The organism is Pseudoalteromonas sp. J2K-J599 (assembly GCF_059295115.2).
The window spans coordinates 365,167-381,959 of record NZ_CM200271.1 but is presented as its reverse complement, the minus strand read 5'-3'; the positions used below and the strand labels follow the sequence as shown (position 1 = coordinate 381,959).

The following is a 16,793-nucleotide window of genomic DNA, read 5'->3' as shown; positions in this document are numbered from 1 at the left end:
TGTTCTAAATAAAAAATTTTTAACGACGTTATAGTGCAATTTAATTCGTTAAATTGATCAAAGATTTATGCAGGTTGGTATCACATACCAACTCCATTAAATTCTTGAATATAGCAGGAGTAAAAATAGCACTGCCTGTACGCTTTTACTTAATGGAATGGGTATCAAGGGAGCTTTAAATAATAAAGCACACCACGCAGTATCATAAACCTCATTAGACCAACAATAAAATGGAATATGTAACAAAGTATTTTGAATGCGGTGAGCTGCAAAAATAGCCCTACCAATAACAATATAGTGGGTGGCTAAGGCTAACTTTTATTCTTTCCGTGGAGCGCTAAACGCTCTAGTTTTTCTTTTAATGAAGGGGGGGCAGAAGCCGCTATCGCATTTAAGTAATTAGCGGTTTGCTCACTCATTTTCCGTGAGTTGGTAACTGTAGGGCTGCCCGATTTATTCGCGGTACTTAATCGCTGAGTTGCTTGAGGATTTGCAGTTATTTTTATTTGCCCGAGCTCTGCCATTCCAGCAGCTCTAAAGTGTGAAAGCATATCCATTTTTAAATAATTAAGCCTAAGTGCGATAGGCGCAGATACCGCCTCTATCATTAGCGTGCCGTCTCGGTAATTACTAACTCTGCATTTATCACCCAATTTAGGGCCTAAAAAATCTTTTAATAGTGTTTGCTGTGTATCAAGTGCTTGGCTTTTGCCTGCATAAGCCGATAAACGATTATTTAACCCCGCCATAATATCGGTTAGCGGTTTTGGTGCATATCTATCTTTAGCCATTTTACACCTCGTAAAAACTCACTTAGACCCAGAGATAATACTCTGGGTCTAAGTATACACTGCGTATTAATACTACGCGCCGGCTATTTGCATTTGCTCTATTAGTACTGAGCCTGTTTGAATACCACCACGGCGTTCTATATCACCACCAATGGCAGAAATACCTTTAAACATGTCTTTTAAATTACCAGCAATAGTAATTTCACTTACCGGATATTGAATTTCACCATTCTCAACCCAAAAACCTGCAGCACCACGAGAGTAGTCACCCGTTACGGTATTTACGCCCTGCCCCATTAGCTCTGTAACTAATAAGCCAGTACCCATGGTTTTTAATAGTGCAGTTAAATCGTTATGAGTTTGCTCAACGAGCCAGTTATGTATACCGCCCGCATGCCCTGTTGGGGTCATGTTCATTTTACGCGCAGCATAACTTGCTAATAAATAAGTTTGTAACTCGCCGCCTTGAATTATTTCTCTATCGAATGTTTTAACACCTTCGCTATCAAACGCTGACGATGCCAACCCTTTTAAAATATGTGGGCGCTCAGCAATATTCACACAATTACTAAATACCTGAGTGCCTAAGCTATCAAGTAAAAAACTTGATTTACGATAAAGCGCGCCACCACCAATTGCCGACACCAAGTGACCAAACAATGAATTTGCAATATCTGCTCTAAAAATAACAGGCACTTTCATTGTGCCTAACTTTTGGCTGTTTAATTTAGCTAAGGTTTCAGCTGCCGCTTCAAGACCCACTGCCGCCGCATCACTTAAACCAGCCTGATCGCGAGCAACTGTATAAGCAGAGTCGCGCTGCATGTGTTCGCCATCTTTACCTATTACCATAGTACTAATACTATGACGAGTACGTGGAAAGCCTGCAATTAAACCGTGGCTGTTACCATAAACACGTAATCCCTGATGCGATGAAAAACTCGCACCATCAGAGTTAACAATCCGCTCATCTGCATTTAATGCAGCTTGCTCAGCAGCATGGCAAAGCTCAATGCCTTCCTCAGGACTTACATCCCAAGGATGATATAAATCTAAATCTTTAGGATTAAATTCAAGTAACTCTTTATCAGCAACGCCGTTAAATGGGTCATCAGATGTAAATTTGGCTATATCAATCGCTTTTCCGACTACCGTGCGCAATGTTTTTGGATTTAAATCAGCAGTTGACGCCGAGCCTTTATTATTACCAACATATACACTAATACCTAAGCCGCCGTCTTGGTTGAACTCAATGGTTTCTACTTCACCCATTCGTGTACTAACCGATAAACCAGACGTGCTAGACATCGCAGCTTCTGCAGCTGTAGCGCCTAATTTTTTAGCATGTTCGAGTACTTCTGCTACCGCATCTTTAACTTGCGATATTTGAGAATAAATTGGATCGTTTTGTTGGCTTTTCATAAATTAAGTCCTGAGCCTTAGAGGCATAATGCACGCATTTCTTATATTTAAATGCTAACACACTCAATGCATCACATCAGCTAATATTCCTAAGTATCATATTCATGTATAATGGCAAAAGTTATTTTTATTTAAGAGCACCCCATGGCAAAGAAAAAAGGCAAGCCTGCTGAAATTGAAGAAGAAATTGAATATGTATCAAGAACGGAGCTTAAACGCGAAGCGCAAGAGTTTCATCAGTTAGGTACTGAAATTGCCAAAATGGGTAAAAAACAGCGCGAACGCCTGCCATTAAATGACGATTTAAAAGAAGCGATGGTTGTTGCTGATAAAATAAGTAACAAAAGCGACGCGTACCGCCGCCACTTAAATTACATCGCTAAAACACTGCGTACTGTAGAAAACATTGATGATATTAAAGCGATTATCGATGTGATGCTTAATAAAAATAACCAAGCTGAAGTATTGGTCAAAAAAATTGAGCAATTACGTTCAGATTTAATTGAGCAAGGTGATGACCTTATCAATGAGACTATTGAGCAGTTTCCATCTCTTGATCGTCAACAGATGCGCCAATTAGTTCGTAATGCAGCAAAAGAAGCGAAAGCTGAAAAGCCAGGTAAAGGTTATAAAGAATTATTTCAATACCTTAAAGATGCTCATACTATTACGTATTAATTAGGTTGTCTTAAGTTATATTTTATTAAAAAAGGTGCTTCGGCACCTTTTTTGTTGTAGATCAAACCGCCTTCCTGAGTACTTTTTTATAATCCCTCCTAAATAAATACTTAGGTGCGCGTGATGATTAAACTTCCACAATGGGATGAAACCCTAATAAACAAATATAATGTGTCTGGTCCGCGTTATACCTCTTATCCCACGGCTTTATCACTGCGTGACGGATATCAGCAACAAGACCTACTAAGCGCTATAGAATCGTCAACAAGTCGCTCTCTTTCTTTATATATTCACATCCCGTTTTGTAGTCAGCTTTGCTACTACTGTGGCTGTAATAAAATAATTACCCGTCATCAATCTAAGGCAGATACGTATCTCGACTTTTTAGCAAAAGAAATTACTGCCCAAGCGCCTTTATTTAAAAGCTACACGGTTGAGCAATTACATTTAGGTGGCGGTACTCCCACCTTTTTAACCGCAAAACAAATGACCCGTTTAATTAAGCTTTTAGAACAACACTTTAATTTTACACGCACGACAGAGCGCGGCATTGAAATAGACCCACGCTCACTTGCCGATAATATGCTTGTTGATTTAAGGATGCTTGGCTTTAACCGCATCTCGTTTGGGATTCAAGACTTTAACGATGACGTGCAACTTGCTGTTAATCGCCCACAAAATGCAGATACCGTTAAGCAATTAATTACACAAGCTCGCGAGCTGGGATTTCAATCTATTAATGCAGATATGATTTACGGGCTTCCTCTGCAAACACCACAAAGCTTTAAACAAACTATAGAGCAACTCATTAAGCTAAGCCCTGACAGAGTATCAGTGTTTAACTACGCGCATTTACCAGAGCGCTTTGCTGCACAGCGTAAGATTAAAGATGCAGATTTACCCAGTGCTCATAATAAGCTCACCATGTTTAAAAATACGCTGGAGCAGATGACGCAAGCAGGCTATCAATTTATTGGTATGGACCATTTTGCAAAAACTGATAATGAACTAGCTGTTGCGCAAAATGAAGGCAAGTTACATCGTAACTTTCAAGGTTATACAACCCATGGAAATTGTGATTTATTAGGTTTAGGCGTGTCATCAATTTCACAAATTGGCACCGCCATTTTACAAAATCAAAAAGAATTAAAACATTATTACCACAGCGTAGAAACACAAAGCGGCAGTGCTCTTAATAAAGGAATGCACTTAACACATGATGATGTAACTCGTGCTGATGCAATTAAACAGCTCATTTGCCAATTTGAATTAGATATACAAGGCTTTAGTGAAAAACACGCGCTTATATTTAATGACTACTTTGAGGATGCATTAGTAGCGCTGGCGCCACTTATAAAAGATGAACTAGTCACTATAATTGATAATAAAATTAGCGTAACACCACGCGGGAACTTATTCATTCGTATTATTTGTATGTGCTTCGATGCTCACTTACAAAAACAAATTAACGCAACGCGCTTTTCAAGGGTGATTTAGCCTGAACTCTGGATAATAAATACATCGGCACAAAAAAAGCAGACCTAGGTCTGCTTTTTGTATTTAAGTTGTAGCTTTAATTAAAAACGACTTTATCGCTACCTGGAGCGGCTTTAAACTCGATGATAATTTTAGCGCAATCCGCTTTAACTTCATCTTTAAGTGTTTTTTCAGCTTGCCAGCGAGCCTTATCTAGCTTAAAAATCTCTTTTTTAGAGTATTTTTTACGTGCATCGTGCGTCGGCATTTCTTTAACTACCTGATACATTTTATAAATACCAGGATACTGCGTCGTTAAATCACGCTCGCTTTCAAAGGCATACTGAGACATAAGTACCCAAATACGTAAACAGCCTTCAGAAAACTCACACTGCTCTTCATTCATTGCACGTGCGATTAAATGAATACTATCGGCTAGTTTTGCGTTTCGCTTTAAACGCGACTTTTCAAGCTTTTGCTTTTGTTCAGCCTGCGTTTTAGCAATTAACTTTTTTTGCGCATTTAACTTATACAGCAACTGACCCGCATAAAATGCCAAACCAGCTATGATAGCAGCGCCTAAAAGTAAGGCTAAAATTACCGAGGTACTCATTATTTATCCTTACTATTTGTCGTCTTCATCTAACCATTCGTTGGCTAAATCATCAGATAAGTATTGATCGAAATCAGAACTGCCTTGGCTTTCAAGGTCATCTTCAAACTCGTCTTCGTCCTCATCTTCAATACCAAGAATTTCACATAACGCCTGATGACGGGCAATGCGACTATTAAAGTACTTAGCATCTTTACCTGTTAGCATTTCACCTTTTTCATGACGCTCTACTAATTTAAGTAAACGTTCATCATTCTCAAGTGCTTCTAGCTCTTGTTCAGGTGTAAATTCAGGCTCGATTACTTTTTTCAGCTCAATAGTTGGCTTTAAGTTGCGTTTCATTTCAACTTTAGGCTCCGGCGCGGTTGCGATTAACGGCACAGGCTTTTTACTGCCTACACGCTTATCTTTAGGCGCGTGATTACTATTTTGGCTTTCGCTATCTAGTAAATCTGGCGCATTACGAGAACCGGGCTTTGCGCCTTTGGTTTTTTTAACTCGCTGCTCTTTTAATGCGCGCATTTCTTTAAGCTTATCTTGGCTTAAACGAACAGGTCCGTTTGCTGGGCTTTTGCGTGACTTTTTAGTTCTACTCATATCTTGATCATCTCACTTAAGAGGTTTTGAGCGAAGCGCAAATTAATGGGCATCGCAGTGCTGGCCTAGCCAGAAGAATTCAGTTTGCGCTATAGAGGTTGGGTTTCTCATTTAAAAGCGCCTTAGCTAATTAATCGCTAATTTTAAACGGTGGGTATTGTAACAGGACAAATAAAAAGGCGGTAGAGAAAACATCTCTACCGCCTGCTAATCTGAGCGCCATTATCTGGACACTTCTCCCTTCGACTTTTTTTAGTCTTTATTATTTTTATTATTATCAGTCCGTATTGTTATTATTTTTACGTTCCTTGTTACATTCCATTTTGTTTTTGTTATTAAACTTCCATGAGTATTTTATTATTTTCGGTCATCCTGACACTTTTTTATTATTTCCTTTAGTAGCACCAATCTTGTGCTATGTAGTCATGCCGCGCCACTTTCCTTATAGCTTGTTTCCGTTTTGTTATTGTTCTTTTGCGACAGTGGTTAATTTACTCGTTAATGATTTTGTTACAACTGGTTTATATAACTTTTATTATACTTATTACATTTTAAAACAAAATAAACAATAAAATACAATAGGTTAATGATGAATAAGAAATAAAAAGAAGACTTTTCTCACACTCACGCATGGTCAATGTCTTACATTTAAACGGGTGATATCGTTAATTTTGCACACAAAAAAAGCAGCCCGGGCTGCTTTTTGTAAAACATTGTAGTGTATTTATTATTAATTGCTAAATAAATACGACTTTAGTGTAAACCACCTAAGTACTGAGAAAGTACTTCAATATCTTTATCTGTTAATTTCTTCGCTATATCGCCCATCATGCCATTTAAGTCATTGTGACGAGTTCCATCACGGAATTTTTCAAGTTGAGACTTGATATATCCAGGATGCTGAAAAGAAATTTTTGGAAACTTAGCAAGTGATGAACCGTTACCACGTGGACCATGACATGCTGCACATGAAGGAATCCCACGCTCCGCATCGCCTGCTTTAAAGAGCATTTCGCCAACTTCAACAACATCTTTAGGTGTAGCACCTTCAGTCATGTTCATTGAAGAAAAATAAGCAGCTAGATCTTTCATGTCTTGCTCGCTAAGTGGCATAGCCATAGCGCTCATTACTGGATCCATACGCCCTTCTTTGCCGCCTGACGTCATACCTAATTTTAAATCCTGAAGTTGCTTAAGGATATAATCTGGATGTTGACCTGCAATTTTAGGGTAAATATTAACCGGCGCATTACCGTCTGGGCCGTGACAAGCCGCACACGTTGCTGATTTTTCTTTACCTGCGTTTACATCGCCATCAAATGCTGTTGCGTTGCTTGCTGACAACGCACCAAGCAATATTGTTAAAGATAGTGCTATTTTTTTCATGGTGAATTCTCTGTTTCCGACCCTGTATCATCTACAATCGTGATGTTGTAATACATATATTCTACACGATAATAAATTCTCTGGCACGTTTTCTACACATATTAAGCTTATAATTTACAGGGTTTTGACTTAGATTAAGCTTTAACATGTTTTAAATGTACCATAGGTGCTGTTTTTAGGTGGTTAAATACGCTTTTTAATACATCCTTTATAGTATAAAATACGCGCCCTGAGTGAATTTGGTTTACTCAATGTTATTTTTTTAAGTTTTAGGAGAGCCTGTGCTCAAATCTCGTATCAAATATAATACTGCGTCTTTCGTAACAAGCGCTCCCGACATTACTAAATTACCTGCTGATACGGGAATTGAAGTTGCGTTTGCCGGTCGCTCCAATGCAGGTAAGTCGAGTGCATTAAATGCATTAACCGATCAGAAGCTAGCACGTACAAGTAAAACACCTGGACGTACTCAGCTAATCAATACATTCGATTTAGCGGATGTTGACGATATGCGCCTTATCGATTTACCAGGCTATGGCTTTGCTAAAGTACCAATCGAAATGAAAAAGAAATGGCAAAAGTCGTTAGGTGAATATCTGCAAAAGCGTCAAAGCTTAAAAGGTATTGTTATTTTAATGGATATTCGTCATCCATTAAAAGATTTAGACCGTGATTTAATTAACTGGGCAATTGGTAGTGAAATTCCAGTATTGGCACTATTAACTAAAGCCGACAAACTAAAGCAAGGCCCTCGTAAATCACAAGTACTGCAAGTTCGCCGTGAATTAAGCACGCTTGATGGGGATATTACAGTTCATGCGTTTTCATCATTAAAGGGCACCGGTTTACCAGAAGTAGCTAAAAAGCTAGATGAATGGTTTTTAGGCCCTGTTATTGCTGTACCACCTACCGATGAAACAATCACTGACGAAACAAACCCAGAGGCTTAAACGCTGGCGTTACGATAAATAAAACTGCTTTCCTGCAGATTTAATAAAATAGCCGAGCTTATCAGACTCGGCTTTTTCAGCCCACTGATAAAATACACTGCGTGAAACTCGCGCACTACAACCATACGGTAGCTTTAAATAAGGCACCTTTGAACCTTTGTAGTCTTTTATATACAAAGGCTGCTGAGCGCTCACTAGCCACTGCCTAGCTAAATTATCAATACAACACAACACTTGCCCTTGCGCTGTATTTTCAAAACGCCAATCAACAATAATAAACGGCGCATCTTCAACCGTTATTGTTATTTTTTCGACAGGGGTTTTTAAATAAAATTGCTCACCTTCTTTACACAATACAGAAGCAAACAGCTTCACCATGGCTGGGCGTGTTATTTCGCTGCCATCGTAAAACCATTTCCCTTCATTATTAATAACAATTGGCAGCTTCCCACAATGGTTAGGCTGCCAACTATCAAAAGGTTTGCTTGGCTCGCTTAATCGCTTACTAAGCTCACTTAAAGAAATCACTGTTTTTTAAGTGTAATTGCAAATGTAACAGGCACAGCTGTGGCAATTGAAGGCAAGCCCGCTAACTCTTGCAGCTTTTTAACGCCTTCGGTTACACCAAAATCATCACTATTAATAATAATAGGTGTTAATGATGATACCGTTAAATCACCACTTTGCGTGCTGTTAACGAGTACATCAATTGCCAATGGTTTTTTATTACCATGAAAATCAAGCTCAGCTTTAATACCCTTCAATACATATTGACCAGGCTTTTTGATATTACTTAGCTCTTTAGTTAAATTTGCAGTTAAAACAGCATTAGGGAATTTAGCCGCTTCGAATAAAAATATAGCTAAACGCTCATTACGAATAGGGATTAGAGTTTCGGCTGATGTTAAATCAACATTAACGCTAAACTCACCTTTATCAGAAAGCATACCTTCAAGGTTAGTAAAATGGTGAGCTTCAGCAATCGAATCTTTTTTAATTGAAACAAAGCTTAGTTGGCTTTTATCATTCACTAGCTGCCAATTAGCCTGAGCAACATTAGAAATAACTAAACTTGATAAAGAAAAACCTGCAATAGCTAATGCTTTAAACATAACGCACTCCTTAGTAATAAAATGAAAAGAATAAAAATGATAGCACTTCGATGGTATCACCTGCGATGTACCCAAACCACCTCGAAGTGACGAATGAACAATACAATTGGTATAGCGCAAAAAAAGAATTAATTAGATAGGATTTTTAGGCATAAAACAAAAAACGGCCCACCAAACAAGTTGGTAGGCCGGTATAGCAAACTGGGGAGAAGCTATCAATTTGTTGCACCCTTTCAGATGCATCATCAACAGGATGTCCTACAGGATAGGACAGGCGGGACTTTAGCAAAAGCACGCATTAAAATACAATCATATTCCTGTAAAATAGCTCGAATTGACGAACATATAACTATTTAATACAAATAGTTGCTTAAATTAACCTTATTTTAACTAAAGCTTGCATATAGCTAATTAAATAGCTGTGATTCGCCATTTTTATTAAACATAAAAAAAGCGCCAAAAGGCGCTTTAATTAAAATGCTCAAATTGCATTAATGGGCTTGTTCCCAGTTGTCACCTTCGTCGGCTTCAACAATAAGCGGCACATCAAGCGCTGCAGCTTGCGACATCAGCTCACAAATATGCTTTGTGTATTCTGGTGCGCAGTCTGTTTTAATTTCAAATACCAATTCATCGTGTACTTGCATAAGTAACTTAATCGTATTTGGCGCTTGTTCGTGTACCCAGCGGTTAACGCTCAGCATTGCCTTTTTAATAATATCAGCAGCAGTACCTTGCATTGGCGCATTAATAGCAGCACGTTCGGCTCCTTTTCTGCGCGCCCCATTACGTGCGTTTATTTCTGGCAAATGTAGGCGGCGACCAAATATTGTTTCAACATAGCCATTTTCAGCCGCTTTTTCACGTGTTGTTTCCATGTACTCTAATACACCTGGAAAACGCTCAAAGTACTTATCTATGTAATGCTGCGCTTCATGGCGTGGCACATCTAGTTGACGTGCTAAACCAAATGCAGACATACCGTAAATTAAGCCAAAATTTACTGCTTTTGCCTTGCGGCGCATATCGGTAGTTACATCATCAAGCTCTACACCAAATACTTCAGCGGCAGTTGCACTGTGTACATCTAAGCCGTTAGCAAATGCATTTAATAAACCTTTGTCTTGTGAAAGATGCGCCATAATACGCAGCTCAATTTGGCTGTAATCGGCAGCAACAATTTTATAACCATCTGCAGCTATAAACGCTTCACGAATTCGACGCCCTTCTTCTGAACGAATAGGAATATTTTGTAAATTAGGATCGGTTGAACTCAAGCGCCCCGTTGCTGTAATTGCCTGATGATAAGACGTATGTACACGCTGGGTTTTCTCATTCACCATTAATGGTAATTTATCAGTGTAAGTTGATTTAAGCTTTGATAAACCACGATGCTCTATAATTACTTTAGGTAGTGGATAATCATGAGCAAGCTCTTGCAATACTTCTTCTGCGGTAGAAGGTGCACCTTTAGGTGTTTTTTTGATAATAGGCAGCCCAAGCTTTTCAAACAACAGTACTTGTAGTTGCTTAGGAGAGCTTAAATTAAATGGTTCGCCTGCTATTTCAAATGCTTCTTTTTCAAGCTCAATTAAACGCTCGCCTAATCGTTGGCTGTGTGCTGCAAGCATATTGCTATCTATTGCAACGCCGGTTCGTTCAATATCAGAAATCACACTAACAAGTGGCATTTCTATATCTTCGAATACAGATTTTAACTTTCCATCAGCCGCTATTTTTGGCCAAAGCACTTCATGTAGGCGTAAAGTAATATCGGCATCTTCTGCAGCGTAAGGCGCAGCTTTTTCAAGTTCAATTTGGTTGAAGGTAAGTTGCTTTTTACCTTTGCCAGCAATATCTTCAAAGCTAATATTTTTATGACCTAGATATTTAAGTGCTAGCGAGTCCATATCGTGGCGTGTACCCACGCTATTAAATACGTATGACTCAAGCATGGTGTCAAACTTAATACCGTTTAGCGCAAAACCTGCATTCGCTAATACACTTTTGTCGTATTTAAGGTTTTGCCCTACTTTAGCTTTGTTTTCATCGGCCAAAATTGGACCTAGCTTTTGCATTACAAATTCAAGACTTAGTTGCTCAGGCGCACCCGGGTAGTCATGCGCTAGAGGTAAATACACAGCTTCACCCGCTTTTACGGCAAAACTCATACCCACTAATTGCGCTTTCATATAATCAAGGCTGGTAGTTTCTGTATCAAATGCAAATAACTCGGCACTATTTAATTGCTCTATTAACGTATCAAATTGCGCTTGCGTTAAAATAGTTTCGTAATGAGCGTCTTCTACTTTTGGTAATTCAGTCGCTTCGGTAGGTACCGCTAGGTGTGTTTCTGCATCTTTAGGATTATCAAGTAACTCAGCTAACCAACGACGGAATTCGCACTCACCATATAATGCAATTAATTCGTCTTTGTTAGGCTCTTGAAGTTTGAATGTATCAAGATCAGATTCCACTTCAACATCGCACTTAATTGTCGCAAGTTCGTAGCTCAAAGGAAGATGATCAAGCGCAATTGCTAACTTTTCACCTATTTTACCTTTAATCTCACTGGCATGATCCATCACACCTTGAAGAGAGCCATATTTTTCTAACCATTTAACCGCAGTTTTAGGTCCACAACCTTCAACACCTGGGATATTATCGACCTTATCGCCCATTAGTGCCAAGTAATCGATAATAAGCTCGGGGCCTACACCAAACTTTTCAACTACGGTAACAGGATCTGAAATACTGTCGGTCATCGTGTTTATTAATGTAACGTGTTCATTTACAAGTTGCGCCATATCTTTATCACCAGTGGAGACAAGGACATGCCGTTTTTGCTCAGTTGCAATGCGTGCAAATGTGCCAATAACATCATCAGCTTCAACGCCTTCGATACTAATTAGCGGAAAACCCATCGCTTTGATAATGCTATGTATTGGTGCTATTTGCGTACGTAAGTCATCCGGCATCGGCGGGCGATTTGCCTTATATTCGCTATACATATCGTTACGGAACGTTTTGCCTTTAGCGTCAAATATAACCACCATGTGTGAGGGATCATATTGTCTGATCAAGCTTTTAAGCATGTTGATCACGCCATAAATAGCGCCCGTAGCCTCACCTTTAGAATTAGTTAAATGCGGCGGAGAATGATAAGCACGAAATAAATATGACGAGCCATCAACTAAAATAAGTGGGTTTTCGGGGATCTGAGCCATGGTGAATTTGGATCCTAAATGCAAAAAATTAAGGTAATTATAAGCATGCCATAAGGTAGTAAATAAAACGACTGTGAATTACTGTTTATCGTGTTATTAAAACTAGAGCAAGCTGTGGATAAGTGTGTAGATAACAGCCACGAGCTATTCTTCCAAAGCATTATAAAATGCCTAGAAAATGCTTTAACTGTATGTTTTAATTTAAAAAAGATAATACGAGGTTCTTTTTTTATTATTTTAAACCAATGTGGAAAAAGGTTTTCTAACGACTACTTCTGTTGTTATTCACTTTGATTATTCGCGTCCATTTAAATAACCGGAGGAGTATTCTAGCACAATGGATCGAAGATCATAGCGATCCTTTATAATTTTTTTTAAAGGCAAAGTGATCGCAAATGGCATAAACCGCAAAACGACTTGCACTGCGAATGATTTTTGTACTAAAAATTTATTTTCGCGAGAAATTTTGAGCATGTTAAACTTCATCCGATCGACTTATAAAAAAGACTTTAGGGGCACAAAAGCATGAAAAACGTAGCAGTAATATTAGCAGGGTCTGGTGTGTACGATGGTAGTGAAATTAATGAAGCAATTTTAACTTTATTACATATAGCCAAAAATGGCGCAACGTATCAGTGTTTTGCACCAGATATTGAACAACTTCATACCATTAACCATTTAACAGGTGAAGTAATGCCTGATAAACGCAATGTATTAACAGAAGCTGCTCGCATTGCACGAGGTGACATTAAATCGCTGATTGAACTAGACGTGACTCAGTTTGACGCATTAATTGTACCTGGCGGTTTCGGTGCTGCAAAAAACTTATGCGATTTTGCAATTAAAGGCGCAAAAGCAAATATCAATCAGGACGTCCTTAATGCTTGTAAATCATTTGCAAAAGCAAATAAGCCTGCAGGTTATATGTGTATTGCACCCGCATTGATCCCATTTATTTACGATAACGCCGCACTTACTATTGGTAACGATGTAGAGACAGCACAAGCGCTAAGCACATTAGGCGCTAAACATATAGATTGTGCGGTTGACGGTGTAGTTATCGATGAACCAAATAAGTTAGTTACCACCCCTGCTTACATGTTGGCAGAATCGATTCTTGAAGCCGACGCAGGGATCGCAAAACTAGTTAGTAGCGTATTATCAATAAATTGATTTTGATCTTAGGATCTAAAAAGTTAATTGTATGACTGATTACGCTTATTAAATTGCTTAACAAAAAGCAGTAAATAATTAAATTTTATTGCGTTAACGCAAAAAGTAGTCAGTTTTATTAATAAAAACGGCTCTTAGCATTTTATAAATTGGCTCAGAGAGTTATAATCGGTTTAATTTCCGTCATCTTTAATCGTGATTGATCACGTTCAAATCGAAGTGAGCAAGGCAAAATGAAAAAATTAACAGCTGCAGCATTATTATTGCTAGCAACCACTGCATACGCACAGCCATATGATAACTCTATGACTGAAGATGCAATTAAAGCACGTCTCGCGCCGGTTGGTGCTGTATACCTTGAAGGCGATAAAGCTGCAGTTGCAGCGGCGCCTACAGGTCCTCGTTCTGGTGAGCAAGTATATCAAGGTGCATGTTTTGCATGTCACGGCACTGGTGCACTAGGCGCGCCTAAATCGGCTGACGATTGGGCTCCACGTATTGCTAAAGGTAAAGATACTTTACTTGAGCATGCGCTAAATGGCTTTAATGCTATGCCTCCAAAAGGCACGTGTATGGATTGTTCTGATGATGAGATTAGTGCTGCTATCGACTTTATGACATCTAAATAAGCTCGATTGAAATATACAAAAAAGGTTTACTTCTGTAAGCCTTTTTTAATGCCTAAAATAGTGTATCTAGCTACTGCTTTAGTAGGAATATCAACTTGACGATAAGCACTAAAAGTGAAAGTATAAGGCTAATAACTATACAATAAAAATAGCCGGTTAGATCATTGGAAGATAAACTATCAGTATCGAGTAAATTGGCGTATCAAAATAAACGCCTTAGAGCGCTTCTCGAAAAATACAAACAATCACATCACTTACAAAGTGCCCTGATCCAATTATCAGAGCAGGCAAGTACTGTGGCCGAGCTAACCCTGCTATACCCCGCCATCCATGACATTTTACAAAAGTACGTACCTAGTAAAAGTTTTTATGTGGTGCTGCTAAATCAATACAGTCAATCACTAGAACTTTCTTACTTTTCAGATGAAAAAGATGGTATTGCCGTCGCCCTTAACCAATCAAATAGCTTTGATGAAGGCGCCACGGGTTATGTATTTAAACAGGGTAAAACCACATGTTTTACCAAGCAGCAAATGCAAGATGCTGCAGCAGAAGGTTTATTTAAAGCATTAGGCACTCCTGCCGAACATTGGGTAGGCGTACCGGTTTACCAAGAACATAACATTATCGGTGTATTAGCAGCTCAAAGTTACGATACAAAACAAGGCTATAGCTCACAGCAAATACAATTACTTGAGTTTATGTCGCTTTATTTGGCAACTGCAATAGAGCGTGTAAAAAAACGAGAACTCCTTGAGTCAGAAGTTAAAATTCGCACCCGCGCACTCACTCAAAGTAACGAGGCACTAAACCTTGAAATAGAGCAGCGTAAACACGCACTTCAACGCCAGCAAATTCTATTTAAAATATCTGAGATAGCAACACAAGCTAAAAACCTTGATGACGCTTATTTTAAAATACACGAAATAATAAAAACAATTACCTACGCAGAAAACTTATATATTGCACTTTATGATAAAGAAACAGGGTGGATTAGTTTTCCATATTGTGTAGATGAATTTAAAGAAAATACACAGCCAAGACGATTTGCTAAAGGTTATAGTGAACTGGTAATAAGCACCGAAGAAACACAACTAATACACCCATGTAGAGCAAAAGAATTAATAGAAAGCGGTGTGGTACAACGTTCAGCACCTGTACCAAAAGAGCAAATGGCCACTAGCTGGTTAGGCGCTCCACTTAAAACAGCTCAAGGTGTTATCGGCCTTATTGTTTGCCAAGCCTACGATAACAAACATATTTTCAGCCGAGATGATTGCGAGTTAATTACCTTTGTATCGCATCAAATTGCAGCTGTTTTACAAACAAAGCTCGTCAATCAAGCAATTGCAAAAAGCCATCAAGAACTCGAATTTAGAGTAAACGAAAAAACCAAAGAATTGCGTCAAACTAATCTGCACCTACAAATGCAAATAGATGAGCGAAAAAAAATAGAGCAGCAGCTTTATCATGATGCACATCACGATTCACTAACGAGCTTGCCTAATCGTAGTCTATTTTTAACTCAGCTCGAAAAAACGCTACAACATTATCAACGTTTTCCTGAGCACCACTTTGCTGTTTTGTTTATCGATTTAGATAAATTTAAAGATATTAACGATCAGCTTGGCCACCATGCAGGCGATCAATTTTTAATTAACGTGAGTGAGTTATTTGCCCAATGTATACGCGAGCATGATTTACTAGCACGTTTAGGCGGGGATGAATTTGTTATTTTATTAACGCACTTAACTGAGCCTCAACAAGCAGAAGATGTTGCAAATCGTATTATAGATTTAATGAAAAAACCCTTTTATCTCAAAGGTGAGTCTTTACAAAGTGGCGCAAGTATAGGGATAACCTACTCAAAGAAAAGCTATACGCATACAGATGAAATTATTCGTGATGCCGATGCCGCCATGTATCACGCCAAAAACTCAGGAAAAAATCGTTACGAGTTATTTCATCCGCTATTAACGCAATCAATACCTGCGCAGACTCTAAAAGCACAACATCACCTTGATATATTACCTATGAGTTTTAGAAGCTCAGAAATAATTACTCTTGATGAGCAACATCAGTCTGAATCTTTATTTGAAGCATTTGGTGAACACCCAATACTTGGCTTTACTAGCTTTGATATTTTGAAAAAGTTTGCATCAGATAAAGAGCAGCATCTGCAAGTAGAGTTACAACTATTACAACGCGCCTATGCACAAGCAATTACTGCAAATGTAGCTATGGCATTGGTTCCTTGCTCTGGTTTGCTACTTGAGGAACACGAATTTGTTTTATTTACAGATACGCTAAATAAACAACAAGGACAAAGCCAGCTCTGTTTGCTATTTGATGAGCAAGAAATTCGCCACGCATGTGCAACGCAAATAAAAAACCTCAAAACGCTATCACAACTTGGTTATTCAATTGGTTTAAACAATTTTGCTAAAGACAGGTGCGAACTTAATTTACTAACCGATATTAATTTTGATTATTTACTACTTAGCTCGACCTTTAGTAAACGTGTTTTACAACAAGAAAGTTACGATTTTCAGCTACAGGGCGTGCTTGCAATTACAAAGCTCAAAGCAATGAAGGTCATTGCTAAAGGCCCTTCAATACTTAATTTTAGAGCTTTATTAGATAAACACGGTTTGGCATTTTTTGTAGGTAAACAACACGCTTTAGTATGCTCTGAGTTACCTGAAGTGCAAGCAACTCAGTCTCTATAAAGTTAGCCTG

The 16,793-nt window shown here is 38.5% G+C and carries 14 protein-coding genes; 6 read left to right on the top strand and 8 right to left on the bottom strand.

Features of this window, described 5'->3' with window-relative positions; translation table 11 throughout:
• Nucleotides 1-311: 311 nt before the first annotated feature.
• Both AC5NT5_RS01710 and pmbA read right to left on the bottom strand, forming a co-directional pair.
• Entirely contained in the window at nt 312-791 is a 480-nt protein-coding gene (locus AC5NT5_RS01710; protein ID WP_002959934.1) for a DUF721 domain-containing protein, read from the bottom strand.
• A 72-nt stretch (nt 792-863) separates the two neighbouring features.
• Entirely contained in the window at nt 864-2,213 is a 1,350-nt protein-coding gene (pmbA, locus tag AC5NT5_RS01705) for a metalloprotease PmbA (RefSeq protein ID WP_494513250.1), read from the bottom strand.
• A 144-nt stretch (nt 2,214-2,357) separates the two neighbouring features.
• Between pmbA and yjgA the strand changes: the two genes are divergently transcribed.
• The gene (gene yjgA, locus AC5NT5_RS01700; protein ID WP_002959930.1) at nt 2,358-2,891 is read left to right on the top strand and encodes a ribosome biogenesis factor YjgA; all 534 of its coding nucleotides are present in this window, start codon (nt 2,358-2,360) and stop codon (nt 2,889-2,891) included.
• 123 nt (nt 2,892-3,014) lie between these two features.
• Nucleotides 3,015-4,388, top strand: a complete 1,374-nt coding sequence (gene hemN / locus AC5NT5_RS01695; RefSeq protein WP_182672758.1) for an oxygen-independent coproporphyrinogen III oxidase — start codon at nt 3,015-3,017, stop codon at nt 4,386-4,388.
• Nucleotides 4,389-4,464: 76 nt separating this feature from the next.
• Here hemN and AC5NT5_RS01690 read toward each other — a convergent pair whose 3' ends face one another.
• The 3 genes from AC5NT5_RS01690 to AC5NT5_RS01680 all read right to left on the bottom strand — a co-directional run bounded on the left by AC5NT5_RS01690 (nt 4,465) and on the right by AC5NT5_RS01680 (nt 6,963).
• Nucleotides 4,465-4,980, bottom strand: coding sequence for a DUF2489 domain-containing protein (locus AC5NT5_RS01690; protein ID WP_002959926.1), 516 nt, complete (start codon nt 4,978-4,980; stop codon nt 4,465-4,467).
• 12 nt (nt 4,981-4,992) lie between these two features.
• Nucleotides 4,993-5,577, bottom strand: a complete 585-nt coding sequence (gene yihI / locus AC5NT5_RS01685; protein ID WP_182672757.1) for a Der GTPase-activating protein YihI — start codon at nt 5,575-5,577, stop codon at nt 4,993-4,995.
• A 753-nt stretch (nt 5,578-6,330) separates the two neighbouring features.
• Nucleotides 6,331-6,963: a c-type cytochrome gene (locus AC5NT5_RS01680; protein ID WP_024596955.1), complete on the bottom strand. Its 633-nt coding sequence runs from the start codon at nt 6,961-6,963 to the stop codon at nt 6,331-6,333.
• A 281-nt stretch (nt 6,964-7,244) separates the two neighbouring features.
• Between AC5NT5_RS01680 and yihA the strand changes: the two genes are divergently transcribed.
• A complete protein-coding gene (gene yihA, locus AC5NT5_RS01675) occupies nt 7,245-7,913 on the top strand; it encodes a ribosome biogenesis GTP-binding protein YihA/YsxC (RefSeq protein ID WP_007377272.1) in 669 nt (222 codons plus the stop codon).
• A 9-nt stretch (nt 7,914-7,922) separates the two neighbouring features.
• Here the strand turns inward: yihA and AC5NT5_RS01670 are convergent, their stop codons facing one another.
• The 3 genes from AC5NT5_RS01670 to polA all read right to left on the bottom strand — a co-directional run bounded on the left by AC5NT5_RS01670 (nt 7,923) and on the right by polA (nt 12,252).
• On the bottom strand, nt 7,923-8,441 hold the full coding sequence (locus tag AC5NT5_RS01670) for a DUF1285 domain-containing protein (RefSeq protein WP_154903904.1): 519 nt from the start codon (nt 8,439-8,441) through the stop codon (nt 7,923-7,925).
• Nucleotides 8,438-9,025, bottom strand: coding sequence for a YceI family protein (locus AC5NT5_RS01665; protein WP_182672756.1), 588 nt, complete (start codon nt 9,023-9,025; stop codon nt 8,438-8,440). The genes AC5NT5_RS01670 and AC5NT5_RS01665 overlap by 4 nt, the downstream gene beginning before the upstream one ends.
• Nucleotides 9,026-9,516: 491 nt before the next feature.
• On the bottom strand, nt 9,517-12,252 hold the full coding sequence (polA, locus tag AC5NT5_RS01660) for a DNA polymerase I (protein ID WP_182672755.1): 2,736 nt from the start codon (nt 12,250-12,252) through the stop codon (nt 9,517-9,519).
• A gap of 525 nt (nt 12,253-12,777) precedes the next feature.
• On the opposite strand from polA, the gene elbB reads away from it, so the two are divergent.
• From elbB to AC5NT5_RS01645, 3 genes are all read left to right on the top strand, one after another.
• On the top strand, nt 12,778-13,425 hold the full coding sequence (elbB, locus tag AC5NT5_RS01655) for an isoprenoid biosynthesis glyoxalase ElbB (protein ID WP_182696384.1): 648 nt from the start codon (nt 12,778-12,780) through the stop codon (nt 13,423-13,425).
• 233 nt (nt 13,426-13,658) lie between these two features.
• The gene (locus AC5NT5_RS01650) at nt 13,659-14,054 is read left to right on the top strand and encodes a c-type cytochrome (RefSeq protein ID WP_002959908.1); all 396 of its coding nucleotides are present in this window, start codon (nt 13,659-13,661) and stop codon (nt 14,052-14,054) included.
• Between the two features lie 164 nt (nt 14,055-14,218).
• On the top strand, nt 14,219-16,783 hold the full coding sequence (locus tag AC5NT5_RS01645; RefSeq protein WP_182672753.1) for a sensor domain-containing diguanylate cyclase: 2,565 nt from the start codon (nt 14,219-14,221) through the stop codon (nt 16,781-16,783).
• Nucleotides 16,784-16,793: the final 10 nt, after the last annotated feature.